Source organism: Streptomyces sp. NPDC043176 (genome assembly GCF_056436715.1).
Map to the genome: position 1 here is coordinate 136,848 of NZ_JBWKCA010000007.1, position 19,266 is coordinate 156,113.

Here is a 19,266-nt window from a genome sequence, read left to right on the forward strand (position 1 = left end):
CGCAGTCTGTCAGGGGGACCTGCCACGTGCGGAGGACAGTCAGATGACGGAAGGCACCATGCTCGCACCAACCGCAACACCCACAGTCTCACCTGCCCGCGTCACCGCCGTGCTGCGGATCCTCGTGCTGTCGACGTTCGTCGTGCTGCTCAACGAGACGATCATGGTCAACGCGATTCCGCGACTCATGCGGGAGTTCGAGGTCACGGCGGCGGCCGCGGGATGGCTGTCGACCTCCTTCATGCTGACGATGGCCGTGGTCATCCCGGTGACGGGATGGTTCCTCCAGCGCGTGACGACCAGGACCGCCTTCGGCCTGGCCATGGCACTGTTCCTCGCCGGTACGGCACTGGCGGCCGCCGCGCCCGCGTTCCCGGTGCTGCTGGCCGCTCGGGTCATCCAGGCCAGCGGCACCGCCGTCATGATGCCGCTGCTCATGACGACCCTGATGACCCTCGTACCCCCGCACGACCGCGGTCGTGTCATGGGCAACATCACGCTCGTCATCTCCGTGGCGCCCGCCCTCGGCCCCGCGGTCTCCGGCGTGCTGCTGCAACTGGGGCCCTGGCGCCTGCTGTTCCTGGCCGTGCTGCCCATCGCGGGCGCCATGGCCCTGTTCGGTCACCGCAAGCTGGTGAACATCGGCGAGCCGCAGGCCGGCCCGATCGACTGGCTGTCCGTCCCGCTGGCGGCGGCGGGGTTCGGCGCCCTGGTGTACGGCCTGAGCGAGCTCGGCGCCGGGGACGCGGCGAAGGGCCCGGTGCCCCCGTCGGTCACCACCCTCGTCGGCGCCGTGTTCGTGGCCCTGTTCGTGTGGCGGCAGCTGGCCCTCCAGCGCACGTCCACGCCGCTCCTCGACCTGCGTGCACTGACGTTCCGTCACTTCTCCGTGGGCCTCACCCTGATGTGCCTGTCCTTCATGGGCCTCATGGGCGCGTTCATCCTGCTGCCGATCTACCTGCAGGAGGTCTGCGACCTCACCTCGCTCCAGACCGGACTGCTGCTCATTCCCGGCGGCCTGACCATGGGTCTCCTCGGACCGCAGGTCGGCAAGCTCTACGACCGCTTCGGCGCACCCCGCCTCGTCGTGCCCGGCGCCGTCCTCACGGCGCTGTGCCTCGCGGTGTTCGCCCTCACCGGCGAGAAGACCTCGCCGTGGGTCATCCTCGCCGTGCACGTGGCCCTCAGCGCCGGCATGGCGTTCGTCTTCACCCCCATCTTCACCTCCGGCCTGTCCGTGCTGCCCCCGCACCTCTACCCCCACGGCTCCGCCATCCTCGGCTCGCTCCAGCAGGTCGCGGCCGCCGCCGGCACCGCCCTGGTCATCAGCGTCATGACGGGGCACACGGCCACCGCCCTCGGCGAGGGCGCGGAGCCCGTCAGCGCCCTGTCGACGGGCATCCGCTGGGGCTTCGGCGTCGGCGCCGTACTCGGCGCCCTCACCGTGCTGGTCGCACTGCTGGTCCGCACCCCGCCCACTCCGCAGATGCCCGGCGCGCCCGAGGCCCAGGACGAGGACGGCACCACGACCGGCAAGACCGCGAGCGCGCCCAGCTGACGCTCCGGTGGACGGCCGACCGGGACCCGTACCACGGTCCCGGTCGCTGCCGTCGCCTCCGGGGCACGAGACGGTCCGGGGTCGGAGTGAGTACGCGTACCCACTCCGACCCCGGTCTCCGCGCCCATCCGCCACGCCCGCCGGGCCGCATAGTCTCCCCGCATGCCCGACGAGATCACGCCGAACACCGCCCTCCCCGACCCCACGGGGTCACGGGCCTCCTCCTTCCTCCGCGCGACCCTGGGATGTGGGGGCGCCGCGCTCGCCGGCGTACTCGTCCTGGTCATCGCCCTGGCCTGGGGCGCTTCGGGCTCGACGGACTACCCCCGGGCCGCACCCGAGGAGATGGCGAACCGCGCCCTCCAGCGGTCCCAGGAGGCGTACGACGTCCTGGGGTTCGAGCGCACCATCGAACCCGGGGTCGAGGACATCGGCGTCAGCACGCAGAACACCCTCGGCTCGGCCTTCTGCCACGACGGCGGCCTGTTCGGGCTGGAGGACAGGACCGTCGACGGCGCCTACTCGATGAGCCACCGCTGGGCGCTGGACCACGTGCCGGCCGACCAGGCGGAGCCCGGACTCCGCCGACTGCACCGGTACTTCGAGGACCACGACTGGAAGATCACGGCCTACCGCGAAGGCGGGCAGGGCAGGGACTGGGAGTTGTTCGTCCAGCGCGACGGCGGCGACGAGCGGATGTCCTTCACCTGGTACGCGGACCGGGAGTACTTCACCGGCGGAGCCGGCGTCCCCTGCGCCTACGACCCGGAGTGGAAGGACGGCGACGTCGGCCCCTCCGGCGACGACCAGAGGCCGCCCGCCTTCGGGCCGGCGCGGCACCGGTAGGGCCCCGAACGGCGGACCTCGCCGACGGCCGGGCGGCACCGTCGTCCTTCGTGGCATCGTGGAGGCACGACCTTGGAAGTCCGCCCGGCATCGGTGTTCGAGGACGTCCGTGCCCTGCTGGGGCCGAAGTCTCCTGGCGCCGACGTCTGCTGGTGCCTGAGCTACCGGATCCCCGCCAAGCTCAACAAGGAACTCCGGGGGCCGGCCCGTGGCGAGCACGTCGGCGAACTGTGCCGCAGGCAGCCCCCTCCGGGAGCGATCGCCTACGACGGCGACGAGCCGGTCGGCTGGGCCGCCGTGGCACCGCGCGCGGACACGTCCTTCGCCCGCAGCCGCACCATCCCGCACGTCGACGAACTGCCGGTGTGGTCCCTGTGGTGCGTCCGCGTACGCCCCGGCCATCGCAAGCAGGGGGTCTCGCACGCCCTGATCGCCGGGGCGGCGGAGTTCGCCCGCTCCCACGGCGCCCCGGCGATCGAGGCCTACCCCCTGGACAACGGGGACGCCAAAGTGGACACGACGATGGCGTACGCCGGGATCCGGAAGGACTTCGAGCGCGCGGGCTTCACCCACGCGGCCGACACCACCTCGGTGCCGGCCGGACACCCCAGGGTCCTCATGCGACTCGACCTGCGCTGAGGTCACCGCCCCGGCGCGCGGGCGGCTCGCCTCCGGTCAGGACGTCACCGGGGCGGAGGCGGCCTCGGGGACCGGCGCCTCGTCCGGGTCCTCGTCGCTGAGCTGGTCGCGCAGGTAGTTCCAGAAGACCGCGATGACGGCGGCCAGGGGGACGGCGAGCAGGCTGCCCACGATGCCGGCGAGGCTGCCGCCCAGCGTCACCGCCAGCAGGACGACGGCCGCGGGCAGGCCGAGGCCGCGACTCTGGATCATGGGCTGGAAGACGTTCCCCTCCAGCTGCTGCACCACGACGATGATCGCCAGGACGATCAGCGCGTCGGTGAGGCCGTTCGACACGAGCGCGATGAGGACCGCCACGAAGCCGGCGAACAGGGCGCCGATGATCGGTACGAACGCGGAGACGAAGGTCAGCACCGCCAGGGGCAGGACCAGCGGGATGTCGAGGATCCACAGACCCACGCCGATGCACACGGCGTCGAGGAGACCGACGAACGCCTGGCTGCGCACGAACGCGCCCAGGGTGTCCCAGCTCCGCTCCGCCACCACCGGGACGTCGACGGCGAGCCGACCGGGGAGCTGGCGGGTGAGCCACGGCAGGAACCGGGGGCCGTCCTTCAGGAAGAAGAACATCAGGAAGAGGGCCAGGAAGGCCGTGACGACGCCGTTGAACACCGTGCCCACCCCGGTCGCGACCGCGGTGACCATGCTGCCGATGCTGTCCTGGACACGGGCCATGGCCGTGTCCAGGGCACCGGAGATCTCGTCGTCGCCGATGTTCAGCGGCGGCCCGGCAGCCCACTCGCGCAGTCGCGCGATTCCCTCGACCACACCCTTGGAGAGCTCCCCGGACTGAGACGCGACCGGTACCGCGATGAGCGCGACGACACCGGCGACGAGGAGCAGGAAGGAGACCGTGACGACGCCCGCGGCCAAGGCCGGCGGCCAGCCGTGCCGCCGCAGGAAGCGCGTCAGCGGCCAGGTCAGGGTCGTGAGGAACAGCGCGACGACGAGCGGCCAGACCACCGACCACATGCGGCCCACGATCCATAGGGTCACCCCGGCCATCAGCAGGACCGACAACGACTCGACGGACACGCGAGCCGCCGTACGCAGCGCGGCGGTGGCTTTCGTGGAACGCAAGGTGGCAGACATGGGGACCACCCTATGAACCCCGGGCGGGCACGGTGCCGTCGGGTGCTCCTACTCCTCCGTGGGGCCGAGGTCGGCGGTGGAACGGAGCTCGACCGTACGGGCACGGGGGCCGGCGTGGAGTTCCAGGACGACGATCACGTTGGTGCCGGCGCGCAGCACCGGGGCCGGGACGTACAGCGACCGCTGCGGGCCGCGGGACCAGTACCGGTCGAGCGGGAAGCCGTTGATCCGGGCGTTGCCCTGGGTGAAGCCGTCGAGGTGGAGGTGGGTGTCGGCGGGCTTGGTCACCTCGAAGGTACCCCGGTGGAAGGCGGGGCCCACCGGAGTCGTCGCGGTGGCGGCGAAGGGGACGTCCGCCGTCGTGGTGAGCGGCAGGGGACGGTTCGTCCAGGCCGTCGGCTCGACCCCGTCGAGAAGGACCTGCCCGAGCAGGCCCTTGCGGTCGTGGATGCCCTCGCCGTAGTTCACCCGGCCCTGGTTCTCGACGAGGATCGACAGCGTGCTGCCCGCCCGGGGGGCCGTGAAGGCCAGAGCGTGCTGGTGGTTCTCGCGCTCCAGGACGCCGACGGGTTGTCCGTCGACGAAGACCTGGGCGCGGTCGCGGACGTGTTCGATCTCCAGGAGCGCCGGGCCCTTGAGGGGCAGCGTGGTCTCGTACAGGACGAAGCCGAAGTCCTGCTCCAGCTCCTCCATGGTCAGCGGCCGCCGGGAGTCGATCCGCGGCGCCAGCCCGGCTGCGTTCGGCAGCAGTTCGGCGCTCTCCGTCAACGCGACCGCGGGGACGGCGAGTTTGGGGCCGGGTGGGGGACGGGGCCGTCCGGCACGGGGGCGACTCGGTCGCGGTGGGCCGCTCGTCCGAACCACGCGTCACCGGTGGGTCGACTCGCGCGCCGTGAGGTCGCGCGACTCGACCACGCGTCACCGGTGGTTCACTCGCCGGGGAACGACACGTCCAGGTCGCGGCGGATGCCGTCCAGGACGCGCATGATCCCCAGCGTCTCGGAGAGCGGCATCAGGTCTGACTCCAGCCGCCCGGAGCCGATGCAGCGGGCGGCTTCGGCGGCCTGGTAGCAGAGGCCGCCGGTGAGCGGGTCGGGGACGAAGGTGTCGAGGAGCTCGTGGTTCGGGCCGATCAGCCGGACCTGGGCGGGTCCGTAGAAGTGGCCGTCGATCTCGAGGCGCGCGTGCGTTCCCGAGACCGAGGCCGTGGTCGGCGTACGAGCGAAGATCGTCGTGTTGAGGACGCCGTGCCCTCCGGAACCGCCGGTGACGACGATCGACGCCTGGCCGTCGACCCCGGTGAAGGCCTTGGTTCCCACCGCCGTGACCGAGGCGAACGGTCCGAGGACCATCGACGCGAAGGAGACCGGGTAGATGCCGAGGTCGAGGAGCGCTCCGCCCGCCAGTTCGGGGGCGTAGAGACGGTGCGTCGGGTCGGGCTCGGCGGGGAGGCCGTGGTCGGCCATCACGGTGTGCACCTCGCCGAGCAGCCCCGACGCGAGGACCTGGCGGACCACGTCGATGTGGGGCAGGAAGCGCGTCCACATGGCCTCCATGAGGAACACCCCCCGCTTGCGGGCGGCCTCGATCAACTGCTCGGCCTCGCGGGCGTTGCGGGTGAACGCCTTCTCCACGAGCACGTGCCGGCCCGCGTCGATCGCCTGCATCGCCTGCTCGAAGTGGCCCGAGTGCGGGGACGCGACGTAGACGATGTCCACGTCGCGGTCCTCGACCAGCTCGGCGTAGCTGCCGTACGCCGACGGGATGCCGAAGCGGTCGGCGAACGCACGGGCACGGCCGGCGTCGCGCGAGCCGACGGCCACCACCTTCTGGTCGGTGTGGGTCTGCAGCGCCTCGACGAAGGAGGTGGCGATCCAACCCGGCGCGACCACACCCCACTTGAGGACGGGAGCGTCCCGGGGAGAGGGCGTCCGCGGGGCGGGCAGCACCATGCGGGCCGTGCCGTGCTCTTCGGCTGACTGGTCGTGCGGCATGAACTTCCCATCGGTTCGGGTGCGGAGCGGGTGAGCCGGGCTTACGACGGCGTCTCGCCGGCGCTCGGTACGTGTCCCTCGGCTTCCGTGCACACGGCGCGGAGACCGGCACCCCACCCGTCGGGACGCCGGGCGGTGGCACGTGGAGAAACGTGGTCTCGATCGCCGCGGTCGGGGACGGACGAAGGGCCCCCCGCGACTGCTCCGACACGCCGCGCAATCGATTGCGCTACGGTAGTTCGAGAGCGCCGGAGGCTGTCAAGTCCCCTGTCTCGCATCGTGGATCAGGTCCTCGGAGGCGACCGGCGGGAGGCCGTGACCGTCCTGGCGGCCGAAACGGACCGGGCACCTCGAGAGCGGGCCCCGGCCGAGGTCAGGTCGATTCGCGCGGGACGAACCGGGTGGACAGGGCGACCCGCACGGGGTCGGCGCGACCGTCCAGGCGCTCCAGGAGCAGACGTCCGCAGGTGGATCCCACCTCGTAGGCGGGGTAGCGGATCGTGGAGAGTCGGGGACGTGTCAGCGAGGCGACCTCGATGTCGTCATGGCCGATCAGTGCCAGATCGGACGGGATCCTCAGGCCCATGTCCTCCGCCGCCTCCAGTACGCCGATGGCCGAGCGGTCGTTGACGCAGGCGACGGCGGTCGGCGGATGCGCGCGGGACATCATGCGGCGCAGGCCGGCGGCGCCGGCCTCGCGGGTGTGCTTCCCCCGGACGACGAGATCGGCCGGCAGTTCCAGACCGTGCCGGCGGGCGGCGGCACGGTAGAGGGCCAGGCGCGGGTCGCCGTTCGGTGTGCCCGCCGGTCCCGCGACCATGCCCAGTCGGCGGTGCCCCCGCTCGGCGAGGTGGCCGACCGCGTGGTCGATCGCCTCGCGGGAGTCCGCGCGTACCAGATCGAGACCGGCCAGCTCGCTGTCGGCGCTGACCACCACCGGGATGCCCGCGGCCCGGAGCGGGCCGAGGTCGTCCGCCACCAGCCACTGCGGAGTGATGACGACCCCGTCGAGTCGGCGCCTGACCACGTCGTCGAGGTAGGACAGCTCCTCCGCGCGATCCGCGTTCGTGTTGCAGACGACGACGTGCAGGCGCTCCCGCCGCAGCGCGTCCTGCAGGCCCCGGGTCAGCTCGGCGTAGAACGGGTTGGCGATGTCCGGGATGATCAGCGCCACCATGCTGGACCGCCCGGTACGCAGGCTCTGGGCCACCGTGTTCAGCCGGAATCCGAGCCGCGCCACGGCGGCCTGGACCGCCTCCCTCGTGGCGGGCGCCACGGGCCGCTTGCCGCTGAGGACGTAGGAGACCGTGGTCACCGACACCCCGGCGGCGCGAGCCACGTCGCTCATCGTCACCGGCTGCTGTTCCATCTCGCGTCTCCCTTTCCCGTGCCCGACGCGACCGTCTGCCCGACGCGCATGTCCGGCCCACCTGACCGCCTGCCCGTCCGGTTCGCGCTCGAAGTCCGTCCGAGCGAGATCGCCTACGCCTACTGGACCACCCGCAAGGTCCTCGACGCCATCGGCCACCGGGCCTCGTTCGGTCTGAACTGGGCCCCGTCCCCCATGATGTAGCAGGACATCGACCCCGCCGCCCCCGCCCTCGGCGTCGTCGCGGAGACCGGAGGGCGCCACGTCCTCCACTTCTGGCGCAAGCACACCCCCGCCCTGCTCGACGGCGAACCGGAAGGACGCGCCCGCAGACTCGGCTTCCTGCGCAGGGCCGTCGATGTCGCCGCCGGGCTGGAAGCCGAGGCGGTGTCCTTCTTGAGCGGCGTCCCCGAACCCGGCATGGACCACGACGAGGCGCTCAAGCACCTCCAGGAGGGATGCGCCGCGGTCGGCTCCCCCGCCGACCCCGCCGACGGCCCCCTCCTGCTGTGCTCCCGCGCCGCCCACGCCCGCGACCGCGTCCACACCACCGAGGTCAAGCGGTTCCTCCTCGCCTGCCCCGACGAAGCGCTGACGATCCGACGGCTGTGGGCGACCCCCGCACCCCGACCTCTGTGAACAGTATTGAAAAGACATGTGACATGTGCCATTTTACTGCGCAGCCCGTCGTCGACGGGACCTCTACTCCCTTCCCCAGGAGTGCATCGTGCGTACCAAGGCGCTCGTCACCGCCCTGCTCCTCGCCGCCTTCGCGGCCACCCCCGCCCAAGCGGCCCCGGCCGACCCCAAGCCGGACCACGTCTTCGCCGATCCCGGCCAGCGCCCGGCGCACGGCACCGCCAAGGGCGCTCCCGGAGCGACCGGCGCCACCGGCGGCAAGCTGGAATCGCGCATCCTGCCGATCGTCCACGACTGCAGCCCGTCGCTGCGCATACGCGCCCAGGAGATGACGGCCGCCCAACTGGCGGCGACCTGCGCGAGCCTGGCCAACCAGGACGCGTACTTCCACGGCGTCGTCAAGGACTCGGGGCCGGTCGCGAACGACTACAACACCACCCTCGAGGTCGACGTCTTCAACTCCAGCGCCGACTACAAGACGTACGCGGGCCGGATCTACGGCATCGACACCGACAACGGCGGCATGTACCTGGAAGGCGACCCGGCCAAGGCCGGCAACCAGCCCCGCTTCATATGCTACGAGCGCACCGACGTGAGCCCCGGCTGGCAGATATGGAACCTCAACCACGAGTACACGCACTACCTCGACGGCCGCTTCGACCTGTACGGCGACTTCGGCGCTGGCCAGACCACGCCCACCGTCTGGTGGGGTGAGGGCATCGCCGAATACGTCTCCTACTCCTACCGCGGCCTCACCTACGCCAACGCCGTCGCCGAAGCGGGCAGGCACACCTACTCCCTGCGCACCCTCTTCGACACCACCTACGCCAACAGCGACGTCAACCGCACCTACAACTGGGGCTACCTCGCCGCCCGCTACATGGTCGAGCGGCACCCCGCCGACGTCGCCACCGTCCTCGGCCACTACCGCACCGGCAACTGGGCCGCCGCCCGTTCCCACCTCACCGCGCTCGACTACGAGGCCGACTGGAACGCCTGGCTGACGGCCGTGGCCGCCGGCGCCTGACCCGTACACCCGCCGCCGGGGGCAGCCGGAGCCGTCCGTCCGCCGCGTCGCGGTCGCCGGCCGCCCCCGACGGAACGACGAAGTCCCGCCCTCTCGGAAACGGGCGGGACTTCGGCCTTCGACGAACGGTCGGACGTCAGAGGTGCTCCTCGAGGAACGCCCGGACCTCGACCGTGCTCGCGGGCCCCGTGCCCTGAGCCACCGCCTCGCCGTCCCTCAGCAGCACGTAGGACGTGGCCCCGGCGATCCCGTACCGCTCGGTCGCCGCCGGATGACGCGTGATGTCGACACGGACGGCCGTCAGACGACCCGCGTACTCGTCGGCGATACCGCCCACCACGAGGTCCATCACCCTGCTGGGCTCGACGGCCTTCGGCCAACTCCCGGTGAAGTACGCGAACACCGGGCCTTCGCTCACCCTGAGGATGAAATCGAACTCCGCGTCCTCGCGGGGCTGGTGAACCCGCTTCGCTGACATAAAAGCTCCTGACCTCACGTTCCGCAGTCCACGTCCATCATCTCCCGCCGACCGCTCCGGCCCCGTCACGGACCACTCGGCACGCGAGGCCGCGGACCGTCGCCCCCGGGCGACGACAGCGCCGCCCGCACGGCGGCCTCGGCATGCAGGCGCGCGGTGGGAAAGACCGGGACGGGACTGTCCCCGCCACCGATGAGCAGCTCGATCTCGGTACAGCCCAGAATGATCCCCTCCGCGCCGCCGGCGACCAGCCCCGCGATGACCTCCCGGTACGCCCCGCGTGACTCCTCCCGCACGATGCCCAGACACAGCTCCTCGTAGATCACCCGATGGACGACCCCCCGCCCGGCGGCATCGGGGACCAGCACCTCAAGCCCGCGGGCCTCGAGGCGGCCCCGGTAGAAGTCCTGCTCCATCGTGAACGCCGTCCCCAGCAGCCCGACGCGGCGCAGCCCCGACGCGCGCACCGCCTCCGCGGTGGCGTCCGCCAGGTGCAGCAGCGGGACGGAGAGCGCCCCTTCGACCTGATCGGCCACCTTGTGCATGGTGTTCGTGCAGATCAGCACCATGTCCGCCCCCGCCGCCTCCAGTGCCCGAGCCGCCGCGGCCAGCACCTCCCCGGCCTCCGCCCACCGTCCCTGGACCTGCAGTTGCTCGATCTCCGCGAAGTCCACCGAATAGAGCACGCACCGCGCCGAATGCAGCCCCCCGAGCCGCTCACGCGTGAACTCGTTCACCAACCTGTAGTACTCCGCCGTCGACTCCCAGCTCATCCCGCCGATCAGCCCGATCGTCTTCACCGCCACGCCCCTCGCCTCGACTCCCGCCGGTAGCGGCGGGAAGCCCCGACCGCTCATCCATAAGGCACTCAGCATGCCAGGCGGTTTGACATAAGCCTCACTTGGGGAAGCCCGTGGCGGTGGACATGGCGGCCACGTGGACGGGGGGGGGCTACGCCGACGCGGAGGGTACGTCGGCGTGGAGGCTACGTGGACGTGGAACTACGTGGACGTGGAGCTGGAGGAGGGCGTAGACGTAGACGTGGGTGAGGAGGAGGACGAGGACGGAGACGAGACTGAGGAGGCGGACGTACTCGACTCGGGATCCCAGTCCCAGTCGCCGAAGTAAGCCGCCACCCCGGACCGGCGGGCCTCCGAGAAGGCGGCCAACCGGGCGAAGTCCCGTACCGGCATCAGCGGCCGCCACTCCTCCAGCGGCAGGAACCCGGTCATCGAAGTCCCCGCTTCCCGGCCTCCGGAGCGGGGACGAGGAGGCTGCGGTCGAGGCCGGGCTCATGGGCGATCGGATCGCCGGGCTCCAGGAAGTGCAGCGCGACCGGCGCGCCGGCCCGGTAGGCGTCGAGCCCGGCCCGGCAGTACGCGACCATCGGCTCCGGCAACGCGTCGAACGGGAACCACCCCATCGCGTCGCACTTGTCCGGTTCCATGACCTCCGGGGTGCCCCGCCAGCGACGGACCTCGAAGAAGAAGCCCACCCGTTCCCGCCCGCCGGGCGGCCGATGGTGCACCGTGACCGCCGCCCGCACATCGGCCGGCTCCACCACGAGGCCCGTCTCCTCGAGCGTCTCGCGTACGACGGCGGCGACGACGGTCTCCCGCTCCACGTGGCCCGACGGCGCGTGCCACAGACCGGCCGCGTACACCTCACCGGCCCGCCGGGACAGCAGTACCTCCGGCCCTCGCTCTCCCTCGCGGACGGCGATCACATGCACGTCCACCGGCACGGTGTGCCGCATGCCGCCGCTCACGCCCCACCTCCCGGTCGCCGTGCCGACGGCACGGGGAACGCCGCGCCCCCCGCCGGCCCGGTCCGTTCGGCGGGTCGCCCCGGCAGTGGTCGCGCCGGTGCGGCGCTCGGGGGGTCTGCGGCAGCGAGCGCGGGCAGCGCCCATCGCAGAGCATCCGCGCCGCCGTCGGAGGTGACATGCTGCGGTCCGTCGCCATCGGGAATGTCGACCCGGTACACGTCCGGCCGCCCGGCGCGTACCCACCGGTCGTGGACGGCCTCGAGATCGGCCCACACGTCCCGGCGTCCCCGCACACGGACCACCCCCTCCCCGGGACCGGGCACGGCCCAGGAGTCGTCGTCGGGCGCGACGATCCTCATCGCCCCGTCCTGGAAGTCCCATACGAGCCCCTCGGCGAGATACGCGGCCGCGAGCCAGAAGCCGTACGCGTCCCGATCCGGCGGCGCGAGCCGCGTGGTGCGCGGGCGGCCGGGGTCGGCCTCGACACGGGGGCGGTGGTGGACGGCGGTCAGCCACCGGTAGCCGAGCAAGGGCCGGGTACCGCGCTGATCGCCCCGGAGTACGGCCTCGAACCGGCCCCGCGGGGTACGAGTGACGAGCACCTGCCCGGGCCAGCTGGGCGTCCTGGTGGCGAGCGTCGTCACCAGCCGTCCGCCCGGGGCGAGTTGGTCGAGCCACGCTGCCGGGACGCTGGGAACCCCGAACCCGGAATGGACCCGGTCGTACGGAGCCGACGCCGCATGCCCGTCGAGCGCGTCGGCGGCCACGACCCGGACGCCGAGCCCGAGCCGGTCCAGGTTCCTCTGCGCGAACGCGGCCATGTGCCGGTCCTGTTCGACGCCGATGGCGTTCCCGGGGCCGACGACGGTGGCCGCGAGCGCGAGGGAGATGCCCGGGCCCGGCCCGAGATCCAGGAACCGCTGCCCGGGTGCGAGCCGTAGTGTCTCCAGCGCCTTGACGGTGGCCGGGAGCCCGGTGGACATCGAGGTCATGTGGCCACCCGTGACCGGCCCGCGCCCCAGCGCGTCGAGGGGTTCTCCGTCCCGCTGGAGGAGGACGGAGTCACCGTCGTACACCAGGTCGAGCCATTCCTCCCGGTCGTCGGGATGGCGGCCGTCGAGGAGGCGCCAGTCGATCGGATCCGCCGCCGGGCCACTGACCCGTACATAAGCATGCGGAAGAAGAACCTCCCTGCGCACCCGCAGCAGAGCGTCCCGCAGACGCGGGTCCTGGAGCACACCGTCGGCTTCGAGGCCCTGGACCAGCGCGGCGCGCCTGCTGTCCGGATCGGCGGAGACCCTGGACAGGTCACTGCTCATGACGATCGTCCTCCTTAAGCGAGAGGGAACGGGGAGGTGCTGAGGGTCGTGCCGGTGCCACCGTGTCCACGGCCACGGCCGGCGTCAGGGGCCGCGGGGGAGCGGGGGAGCCGGCGAGCCCGGCCAGGAGACGGCGGGCGCCGAGGCCGTGACGCGGACGGCCCGGAGCCGTACGCGAGTGTGCCGCGTCCGCGGATCCGGCGGCGGCGAAGCAGCTCAACGCACCCACCCCGTCTCCGTATACGGCCGTCCGGCCCGGATGCCTTCGATCGCCGTACGCGTGTAGGCGACGATCGGCTCGGGCAGGTCCTCGACGCCGCACCACTGCCAGCCGACGCACTTGTCCGGCTCGCGCACCTCCGGCACGCCCTCCCAACGGTCGGCGCGGAAGAAGAGCTGGATCCTCGGCAGTCCGCCGGGCTCGACCAGGTGCACCGTGTGGACGAGGGAGAGGTCGGCCGCCTCGATGACCAGCCCGGCTTCCTCGTACGCCTCGCGCACCAGGCACGCGGTCGCCGCCTCCGCCTCGCAGTGACCCGCCAGGGTGTGCAGGAAACCGCCCGCGTACGCCGAATCGGGATGCCGGCGCCCCAGCAGGACCTGGCCGTCGCGCTCGAGATACAGATGGACACCGGCGATGTGCGGCACGGTCCCAGGAGGCCCCGCCGCCGAGGCGACCGCACCCGCGTCCAGCTCCGTTGCCCTCGCCGTTGTCGTGGTGGGGGAGTCCGCGGACCCTGTACGGCGACGGGCGGAGGAGGGAGTCGTCATGACAGCACCTCGCCCTCACCGAGCGGGCCACCGGGCTCGCTCGCCGCGTCCTTCCCGGGGTCGGGCTGCTTCGGCACCGGCACCGACGGGTTCCTGAACTGACGGGCCTGGAGCTCGTACGCCTCCCGGAACGCTCCCGTGCCGGTGGCAGGGTCCATGAGCTCGGCGAACGTACCGTGCTCGACGACCCGCCCCCGGTCGAGGACGTAGATCAGGTCGGCGTGGCGCACGCTGTGGAGACGGTGGGTGATGAGGACGGTGGTCTGTCCGGTGCCGGCGAGCCGGTGGATCTGGTCGAAGACGCGCTGTTCGGCCGCCGGGTCCAGCGCACTGGTCGGCTCGTCGACGATCAGGACCTGCCCGTCGCGGGCCTTCCCGCGAGCCAGACCGATCCGCTGCCACTGTCCGCCGGAGAGCTCCTGCCCGCCGCGGTAGCCGCGGGCCAGCAGGGTGCCGAGGCCGCGGGGGAGTCCGGAGACGACCTCGTCCGCTCCGGCGTACGTGGCCGCCGCCGCGATGACCGTGTCGTCCATGGCGGCACTGCTGCGGCCGATGCCGATGTTCACCCGCGCGGTGAAGGGCCACCGCTGGAAGTCCTGGGCGACCAACGCGACCCGGGAGAAGATCCGTGCCCGGCAGGCGTCGGCGGCACTGACGTCCCCCCACATCACCCGCCCCTCGGCCGGCAGGTGCAGACCGCACAGAAGCTTCGAGACGGTCGACTTCCCGGACCCGTTCCTGCCCACCAGGGCCACGGTCCGGCCCCGGGGAATGACCAGGTCCACCTCCCGCAGGGACGGCTCGTCGGCACCGTGGTAGGAGAAGCCGACCTTCTCGAAGCGAATCGCGTCGAAGTCCTCCGGCACGTCCACCCCGGTCTCCGGGATCGCACGCCGCTCCGCCTCGACGCAGAGCCGCTCCAGGTCGGCGACGAACAGGGACTCCTCCTGGATGTCGGTGACCCGCAGCACGAGATCGGTGATGCTCGCCGACCCGGCGCGGATCGCGAGCACGGCGGTGCCACCCACGGCGAGCGCCATCTGCCCGTTCCACAGCAGCAGCCCCAGCACTCCGTACGCGGCCACCGTCGCCACCCCCCGGGCGCCGTCCGCCAGCAGCCCCGTACGAGCCGCCACCCAGGCGAGCCGGGTCTGCTCCCGCTCACTCGTCTCGGCCATGCCCCGGAAGTGCTCCAGCAGGAACGGGCCCACGTCATGGACCCGGACCTCGCCCGCCGCCTGCTGGTCGATCAACAGACCACTGATCAGCTTCGCGGCACGCGCGTGCTGCACGAACCGGTGCCAACTCGCGTACCGCGCCCTGGCCATCGTCAACGACCCCCACGCACTGGGCAACGCCATCGCGGCCAGCAACGGCAGCAGCGCCCAGTGCAGCACCGTCAGCACACTCGCCGCCGCCACCAGCGAGATCGCCGAGGCCACCACGGCCGTGCAGTAACCGACCATCCGGCGGGCCCCGTCCGCCCCCCACTGCGCCGAGTCCATCAGCTTGTGAAACGCGTCGTCCTCGATCGCGTCCATCTCGACCCGCGCGACCAGCCCCAGATACCGCTCGGTGGCCACCCGCTGGACCTTCGGCTCCAACACCCCCGTCGAAGCCGTCGACGCCGACCTCAGCAACGAGGACACGACCGCCATCACCGACACGACCGCCAGCGCCGGCACCGACGCCCTCAGCCGGTCCACCAACGCCCCTGCCGCCAGCAACTCGCCCAGCAGCCCGTTCACCGCCACCAGGCTCAACGCCTGCGTCAGCCCCCGCCCGGCCTCACTGGCCCCCACCGTGTACAACGCCCGCCGGTCCGCCGCCCTGGCCAGCCGAACAGCCACCGCCACCTGCCGGGGAAAGCCCACGGCCATGCTCCACATGCCCAACTTCACCCAGGTCCCGCGATACTGGTTCCAGCCCTGCTCGTAATCGAGCCGCCCCCCGAACAGCAACTCCTCGGACGCCGAATGCCCACCCTCCTCGTCATCGACCGACGTGCTCTTGCCATGAGGACGAGGGGGAACGGAACGCATGGCGATCTCCAGGGGCCGGGCCTGCGGGTGTCGACAGGCTCAACGACCACCCCAGGCCGGTCGAACACACGTCTTTCGGACGCCGTGCGAACCCCGGGACTGAGCGAATCCGCGTGCGTGCCGAGTGCACCGACCCTTGCGGCCACGGGGCCGTGGCCCGGCGGAATCATGGCCGAAACGCCGCCATGGCCCACCGCGACGACCGCCGGCCGACGGCACACGGTGGCGGGCCCGGTCGACACCGCCCCTGCCACGCCCTCAAGGAGCGGCTGTGACCGGCACGTTCACCACGGAACCCAGACGCGTTCCAGTGCGCGGTGCGGGGGAGCGGGAAGTTCGATCTCCACGGGATCGTCGGGGTGGACGGTTCCGCCTCGACGGACGACGGCCACGAGCAGCACCCCCATAGCGATGTCGATCGCTATGGGGGTGAGCACCCTGGCCAGGGTCGGTCTCACTGTCTCGTCGACTCGCATGGGCCCAGTCTGGACGCACACCTCACACCGGTGCCCATCGCCCCCTCACCACCCCAGCTGCGGCTCTCCCAGCACCGCGCCGCCGATGCGCGCGGCAAGCTCCCGTGCTCGGGTCGAGCCCCCGCGGTTCCCGCTTCCGTGGACGAAGACCGTGTGGTGCTCGGCCCACCGGTCGAACTGGGATTCTTCGCCGTGGAACACGATCTGGACCCCGTCGTGGTCGGCGCTCGCGTATCGGCCCGTCTCCGGGTCGTGCGGCCACAGGCCGCGCCAGCGCACATCGGCCAGGCCCTGGCCGAGCGCGGCCACGAACCGCTCCTCCACCGTCCCTCTCGGAACCCTGGCCATGACGTCCCACGGCAGGTGTGCCTCCAGCGACGCGTCGTCCGCGCCGGCCACGTCGAGGTCGAACCGGAGGGCCTCACCCGTCGGGCCGGTGCGCAGGTCCGCGTAGTCGAAGGTTCCCTCGGGCAGGACCGCCACCATCCGGCGTACCTCCTCGACCGTTCGCAGCTCGGCGTAGAGGTCGGCCTCGTCCTCACACTCCGCCATCAGCGCACGGAGGCGCTCGGCCCGCGCGTACGCCATGGTCGCGTCGGTGGTCCGGAAGACGGGGTGCGCCCGGGAATTGCCCATGGCCGAACCGTCACACGTATCTGCGGGGCTCCGCCACCGTGATTCGGTGATCGGCGCGGCCGGGCGCACCTTGGCGGACCCTTGGGCGAGACGCAGGGCCGGCGGTGACGCCGCCGCATGGGCGGCCTCGACAGGGTTGCCGAATATGTAGACCGGTCTATTCTGGTGTCATGATGGGAACCAAGGGAGCCGAGACCAGCTCACGGCTGGCGGAGTCGATGCTGGAGCTGATCCAGCGGCACGGGTACAGCGGTACGGGACTGAACGCGGTGGTGGAGCACGCGGGGGCCCCGAAGGGGTCGCTCTACTTCCATTTCCCGCGGGGGAAGGAGGAGCTGGGGGAGAGGGCCGTCGAGCTGGCGGCCGCGAGGTTCGGGTCGCTCGTGGGCGGCTCGGCGGCGGCGCCGGCGACGGTGGGTGAGGTGCTGGGCCGGGTGATCGAGGAACTGGCGGGGATGCTCGAAGGGAGCGACTTCCAGCTGGGGTGTCCGGTCTCGGTGGTGACGCTGGAGATGGGGGCGGAGAGCGAGCGGCTGCGCGGCGCCTGTGCCGACGCGTTCGAGTCGTGGATCGCACCGGTGGGTGAGCTGCTTGTCGCGCACGGCCGGCCTCGCGCCGTCGCCCGTGCGCTCGCGACCGCCGTGGTGAGCATGGTGGAGGGGGCGGTGATCGTGTCGCGGGCGCAGCGGTCCACCGAGCCGCTGCGCTGCGCCGGCCAGGCGATCGACGTACTGCTGGCGGCGCAGGACGGGGAGGACGCGGAGTGAGAGCGGACGAGCGGCACGCGCTGGTGCTGGGAGCGAGCGGCTTCATCGGGCGCCACGTGGTGCTCGCGCTCGGTCGGGCCGGTGTGCGCGTGAGTACGGCCGGCCGGAGCGAGGAGTCGTATCAGCGGCTGGCCCGGTGGCTGGACGGCCGCGGGCACGGCAAGGCGCCGACCGACCTCAGGGTCGACTACGGCAAGGCGTCGCTGATCGAGGGGGAGTGCGGCGACGTCACCGAGATCTACAACTGCGCCGGTGCCTTCAGGTTCGGGATGTCGGTGGACGAGGCGCGTCACGCCAACGTCGACAGCGTGCGCACGGTCGTCGAGTTCGCGGCGCGGTTGCCGGACCTGCGCCGGCTGGTCCAGGTCTCCGGGTATCGCGTGAGCCGGCTGGACTCCGCCCCGTGGAGCGAGGAGCGCCGACGCGAGACCTATCGGGACCTCGGTCCCTACGAGGCGTCCCGGGTGGAGGCGGACGCCGTGTTCCGCGACCTGGCAGAGCGGCGGGGCGTCCCCTGGTCCATCGTCAACCCGGCCAGTGTCATCGGGGACAGCACCACCGGGGAGTCCGACCAGTACCTCGGGCTCGCCTCCAACCTGCAAGAGCTCTGGGAGGGCGCGCTCCCCGCCCTCCCGGGCGACGGGCGGACGTTCGTCCCCGTGGTCGCGGCCGACCACCTCGCCCGGTTCATGACCCTGCTGCCGACGGATCCGGCGACCGAGCGCGGCGCGTACTGGCTGCTGGACGACGACACGCCCGCACTGCCCGACCTGCTGACGTTCGTGGCGGAGCACTACGGCGTCAAGGCGCCCCGGGCGCGGATACCGGTGCCCCTGCTCAAGAGGCTTCCCCGCCGGCTCACCAAGGCCGATCCGGAGACCCTGACCTTCCTGTCGGCGGACCGCTACCCGACGGGTTCCGCTCATGCCTTCGCCGGCCGGCACGGCCTCGTCATGCCGGACACCGCGACGACGGTACGCCGCTGGGCCGACCACCTGGCGGCCCACCGCTTCGGCGGCGCGCCGGCGAGCGACCGGCGGTTCACGAATCCGGGCGGAGTGCGGACGTTCGAACTGGGGGAGGCGGGCGCGTCGACGGTCGTACTGCCCGGTCTGCCGGTCAACGCCGACACCTGGGCGCCGGTCGTCGCGGCGGTCGGGCACGCCCGGGCCGTCGACCTGCCGGGCCTGGGCATGAGTTCCGGAAGCCGCGACGACTGGCTCACGTGGTCGACCGCGCTGGTGACCGAGGAGGGCGCCCGTCACCTGGTCGGCCACTCCGTCGGTGCCGCCGCCGCCGTCGAGGCCGCGACCGCGCATCCCCACGCGGTGGAGCGGCTCACCCTCGTGGCACCGTTCTTCCTCCAGGGCCGCCCACCCCGTGTCATGACGTGGACGCCGCTGACCCGCCTGCTCCTGAGCCGGACGACGCCCGAAGCGCTCGCCGAGCGGCTGACCGGTGCCACGGCCCACGCGGCCCCGCTCCGATCCGCCGTCGCGGACCTCCGCCGCGGGACCGTCGCGGCCACCACCGCCCGGCTCCTCGCCGCCGCCGCGAGCGCGCGGTGGCGCGAAGACCTCGTCGGCCGGCTGCGGCGCTACCCAGGGCCCGTCCACATCGTCGTCGGCTCCCACGATCCACTCACCGGTGACGGGCGGTCCCTCCTGGACTCACTTCCGCACGCCACCGTGACAGTGATCGACGGCGCGGGGCACCATCCCCAACTGACACACCCGAAGGACGTCGCCCTGGCCATCGGCGGAGCACGCGCCCGTCAGGCGTAGG

Annotated in this window: 20 protein-coding genes and 2 pseudogenes; 10 read left to right on the top strand and 12 right to left on the bottom strand. The window is 72.2% G+C overall.

Annotated elements, in window-relative coordinates:
• The first annotated feature begins 43 nt into the window (after window positions 1-43).
• The 3 genes from AC067A_RS14020 to AC067A_RS14030 all read left to right on the top strand — a co-directional run bounded on the left by AC067A_RS14020 (window position 44) and on the right by AC067A_RS14030 (window position 3,043).
• Window positions 44-1,558 (top strand): DHA2 family efflux MFS transporter permease subunit, encoded by a 1,515-nt coding sequence (locus AC067A_RS14020; RefSeq protein WP_478619093.1) that lies wholly within the window; start codon window positions 44-46, stop codon window positions 1,556-1,558.
• Window positions 1,559-1,720: 162 nt separating this feature from the next.
• Entirely contained in the window at window positions 1,721-2,404 is a 684-nt protein-coding gene (locus tag AC067A_RS14025; RefSeq protein WP_478619095.1) for a hypothetical protein, read from the top strand.
• 72 nt (window positions 2,405-2,476) lie between these two features.
• Window positions 2,477-3,043 (top strand): GNAT family N-acetyltransferase, encoded by a 567-nt coding sequence (locus tag AC067A_RS14030; RefSeq protein WP_478619098.1) that lies wholly within the window; start codon window positions 2,477-2,479, stop codon window positions 3,041-3,043.
• A gap of 36 nt (window positions 3,044-3,079) precedes the next feature.
• Here the strand turns inward: AC067A_RS14030 and AC067A_RS14035 are convergent, their stop codons facing one another.
• From AC067A_RS14035 to AC067A_RS14050, 4 genes are all read right to left on the bottom strand, one after another.
• The gene (locus tag AC067A_RS14035; protein WP_478619100.1) at window positions 3,080-4,195 is read right to left on the bottom strand and encodes an AI-2E family transporter; all 1,116 of its coding nucleotides are present in this window, start codon (window positions 4,193-4,195) and stop codon (window positions 3,080-3,082) included.
• A 48-nt stretch (window positions 4,196-4,243) separates the two neighbouring features.
• On the bottom strand, window positions 4,244-4,963 hold the full coding sequence (locus AC067A_RS14040; protein ID WP_478619102.1) for a hypothetical protein: 720 nt from the start codon (window positions 4,961-4,963) through the stop codon (window positions 4,244-4,246).
• Between the two features lie 161 nt (window positions 4,964-5,124).
• Entirely contained in the window at window positions 5,125-6,189 is a 1,065-nt protein-coding gene (locus AC067A_RS14045; RefSeq protein WP_478619105.1) for a Gfo/Idh/MocA family protein, read from the bottom strand.
• Window positions 6,190-6,562: 373 nt separating this feature from the next.
• Window positions 6,563-7,558 (bottom strand): LacI family DNA-binding transcriptional regulator, encoded by a 996-nt coding sequence (locus tag AC067A_RS14050; RefSeq protein WP_478619108.1) that lies wholly within the window; start codon window positions 7,556-7,558, stop codon window positions 6,563-6,565.
• Between the two features lie 75 nt (window positions 7,559-7,633).
• On the opposite strand from AC067A_RS14050, the pseudogene AC067A_RS14055 reads away from it, so the two are divergent.
• From AC067A_RS14055 to AC067A_RS14065, 3 genes and pseudogenes are all read left to right on the top strand, one after another.
• Window positions 7,634-7,759: pseudogene (locus AC067A_RS14055) on the top strand (sugar phosphate isomerase/epimerase); the annotation flags it as partial.
• A 186-nt stretch (window positions 7,760-7,945) separates the two neighbouring features.
• Complete coding sequence (locus AC067A_RS14060) at window positions 7,946-8,197, top strand: hypothetical protein (protein ID WP_478619111.1); 252 nt, start codon at window positions 7,946-7,948, stop codon at window positions 8,195-8,197.
• A gap of 259 nt (window positions 8,198-8,456) precedes the next feature.
• A pseudogene (locus tag AC067A_RS14065) lies at window positions 8,457-9,218 on the top strand (collagenase); the annotation flags it as partial.
• A gap of 142 nt (window positions 9,219-9,360) precedes the next feature.
• Here the strand turns inward: AC067A_RS14065 and AC067A_RS14070 are convergent.
• Both AC067A_RS14070 and AC067A_RS14075 read right to left on the bottom strand, forming a co-directional pair.
• On the bottom strand, window positions 9,361-9,702 hold the full coding sequence (locus AC067A_RS14070; protein ID WP_478619114.1) for a thioredoxin family protein: 342 nt from the start codon (window positions 9,700-9,702) through the stop codon (window positions 9,361-9,363).
• Between the two features lie 65 nt (window positions 9,703-9,767).
• Window positions 9,768-10,502 (bottom strand): aspartate/glutamate racemase family protein, encoded by a 735-nt coding sequence (locus tag AC067A_RS14075; RefSeq protein ID WP_478619614.1) that lies wholly within the window; start codon window positions 10,500-10,502, stop codon window positions 9,768-9,770.
• 178 nt (window positions 10,503-10,680) lie between these two features.
• On the opposite strand from AC067A_RS14075, the gene AC067A_RS14080 reads away from it, so the two are divergent.
• Entirely contained in the window at window positions 10,681-10,830 is a 150-nt protein-coding gene (locus AC067A_RS14080) for a hypothetical protein (protein WP_478619117.1), read from the top strand.
• A gap of 100 nt (window positions 10,831-10,930) precedes the next feature.
• Here AC067A_RS14080 and AC067A_RS14085 read toward each other — a convergent pair whose 3' ends face one another.
• From AC067A_RS14085 to AC067A_RS14100, 4 genes are all read right to left on the bottom strand, one after another.
• Window positions 10,931-11,470 carry an NUDIX hydrolase gene (locus AC067A_RS14085; protein ID WP_478619120.1) on the bottom strand — a complete coding sequence of 180 codons (540 nt, stop codon included), beginning with the start codon at window positions 11,468-11,470 and terminating at the stop codon, window positions 10,931-10,933.
• Window positions 11,467-12,789: a methyltransferase domain-containing protein gene (locus tag AC067A_RS14090; RefSeq protein WP_478619123.1), complete on the bottom strand. Its 1,323-nt coding sequence runs from the start codon at window positions 12,787-12,789 to the stop codon at window positions 11,467-11,469. The genes AC067A_RS14085 and AC067A_RS14090 overlap by 4 nt, the downstream gene beginning before the upstream one ends.
• 216 nt (window positions 12,790-13,005) lie before the next feature.
• The gene (locus AC067A_RS14095) at window positions 13,006-13,560 is read right to left on the bottom strand and encodes an NUDIX hydrolase (protein ID WP_478619125.1); all 555 of its coding nucleotides are present in this window, start codon (window positions 13,558-13,560) and stop codon (window positions 13,006-13,008) included.
• Window positions 13,557-15,143, bottom strand: a complete 1,587-nt coding sequence (locus tag AC067A_RS14100) for an ATP-binding cassette domain-containing protein (RefSeq protein ID WP_478619128.1) — start codon at window positions 15,141-15,143, stop codon at window positions 13,557-13,559. Before AC067A_RS14100 ends, AC067A_RS14095 begins: the two co-directional genes overlap by 4 nt.
• Here AC067A_RS14100 and AC067A_RS14105 point away from each other — a divergent pair.
• Window positions 15,136-15,498 (top strand): hypothetical protein, encoded by a 363-nt coding sequence (locus tag AC067A_RS14105; RefSeq protein WP_478619130.1) that lies wholly within the window; start codon window positions 15,136-15,138, stop codon window positions 15,496-15,498. The two genes, AC067A_RS14100 and AC067A_RS14105, sit on opposite strands and share 8 nt — an antisense overlap.
• Window positions 15,499-15,886: 388 nt before the next feature.
• Here the strand turns inward: AC067A_RS14105 and AC067A_RS14110 are convergent, their stop codons facing one another.
• Together AC067A_RS14110 and AC067A_RS14115 are read right to left on the bottom strand one after the other, a co-directional pair.
• Entirely contained in the window at window positions 15,887-16,078 is a 192-nt protein-coding gene (locus AC067A_RS14110) for a hypothetical protein (RefSeq protein WP_478619133.1), read from the bottom strand.
• Window positions 16,079-16,123: 45 nt separating this feature from the next.
• The gene (locus AC067A_RS14115) at window positions 16,124-16,714 is read right to left on the bottom strand and encodes a hypothetical protein (RefSeq protein ID WP_478619136.1); all 591 of its coding nucleotides are present in this window, start codon (window positions 16,712-16,714) and stop codon (window positions 16,124-16,126) included.
• Window positions 16,715-16,884: 170 nt separating this feature from the next.
• On the opposite strand from AC067A_RS14115, the gene AC067A_RS14120 reads away from it, so the two are divergent.
• Window positions 16,885-17,481: a TetR/AcrR family transcriptional regulator gene (locus AC067A_RS14120; protein WP_478619137.1), complete on the top strand. Its 597-nt coding sequence runs from the start codon at window positions 16,885-16,887 to the stop codon at window positions 17,479-17,481.
• A complete protein-coding gene (locus AC067A_RS14125; RefSeq protein ID WP_478619140.1) occupies window positions 17,478-19,265 on the top strand; it encodes an alpha/beta fold hydrolase in 1,788 nt (595 codons plus the stop codon). Before AC067A_RS14120 ends, AC067A_RS14125 begins: the two co-directional genes overlap by 4 nt.
• Window position 19,266: the final 1 nt, after the last annotated feature.

Bases quoted from the DNA above. Each gene is read 5' to 3' on its own strand.
- AC067A_RS14020 (WP_478619093.1), top strand. From the start codon at position 44: ATGACGGAAGGCACCATGCTCGCACCAACCGCAACACCCACAGTCTCA.
- AC067A_RS14025 (WP_478619095.1), top strand. From the start codon at position 1,721: ATGCCCGACGAGATCACGCCGAACACCGCCCTCCCCGACCCCACGGGG.
- AC067A_RS14035 (WP_478619100.1), bottom strand. From the start codon at position 4,195: ATGTCTGCCACCTTGCGTTCCACGAAAGCCACCGCCGCGCTGCGTACG.
- AC067A_RS14045 (WP_478619105.1), bottom strand. From the start codon at position 6,189: ATGCCGCACGACCAGTCAGCCGAAGAGCACGGCACGGCCCGCATGGTG.
- AC067A_RS14050 (WP_478619108.1), bottom strand. From the start codon at position 7,558: ATGGAACAGCAGCCGGTGACGATGAGCGACGTGGCTCGCGCCGCCGGG.
- AC067A_RS14070 (WP_478619114.1), bottom strand. From the start codon at position 9,702: ATGTCAGCGAAGCGGGTTCACCAGCCCCGCGAGGACGCGGAGTTCGAT.
- AC067A_RS14090 (WP_478619123.1), bottom strand. From the start codon at position 12,789: ATGAGCAGTGACCTGTCCAGGGTCTCCGCCGATCCGGACAGCAGGCGC.
- AC067A_RS14095 (WP_478619125.1), bottom strand. From the start codon at position 13,560: ATGACGACTCCCTCCTCCGCCCGTCGCCGTACAGGGTCCGCGGACTCC.
- AC067A_RS14110 (WP_478619133.1), bottom strand. From the start codon at position 16,078: ATGCGAGTCGACGAGACAGTGAGACCGACCCTGGCCAGGGTGCTCACC.
- AC067A_RS14115 (WP_478619136.1), bottom strand. From the start codon at position 16,714: ATGGGCAATTCCCGGGCGCACCCCGTCTTCCGGACCACCGACGCGACC.
- AC067A_RS14120 (WP_478619137.1), top strand. From the start codon at position 16,885: ATGATGGGAACCAAGGGAGCCGAGACCAGCTCACGGCTGGCGGAGTCG.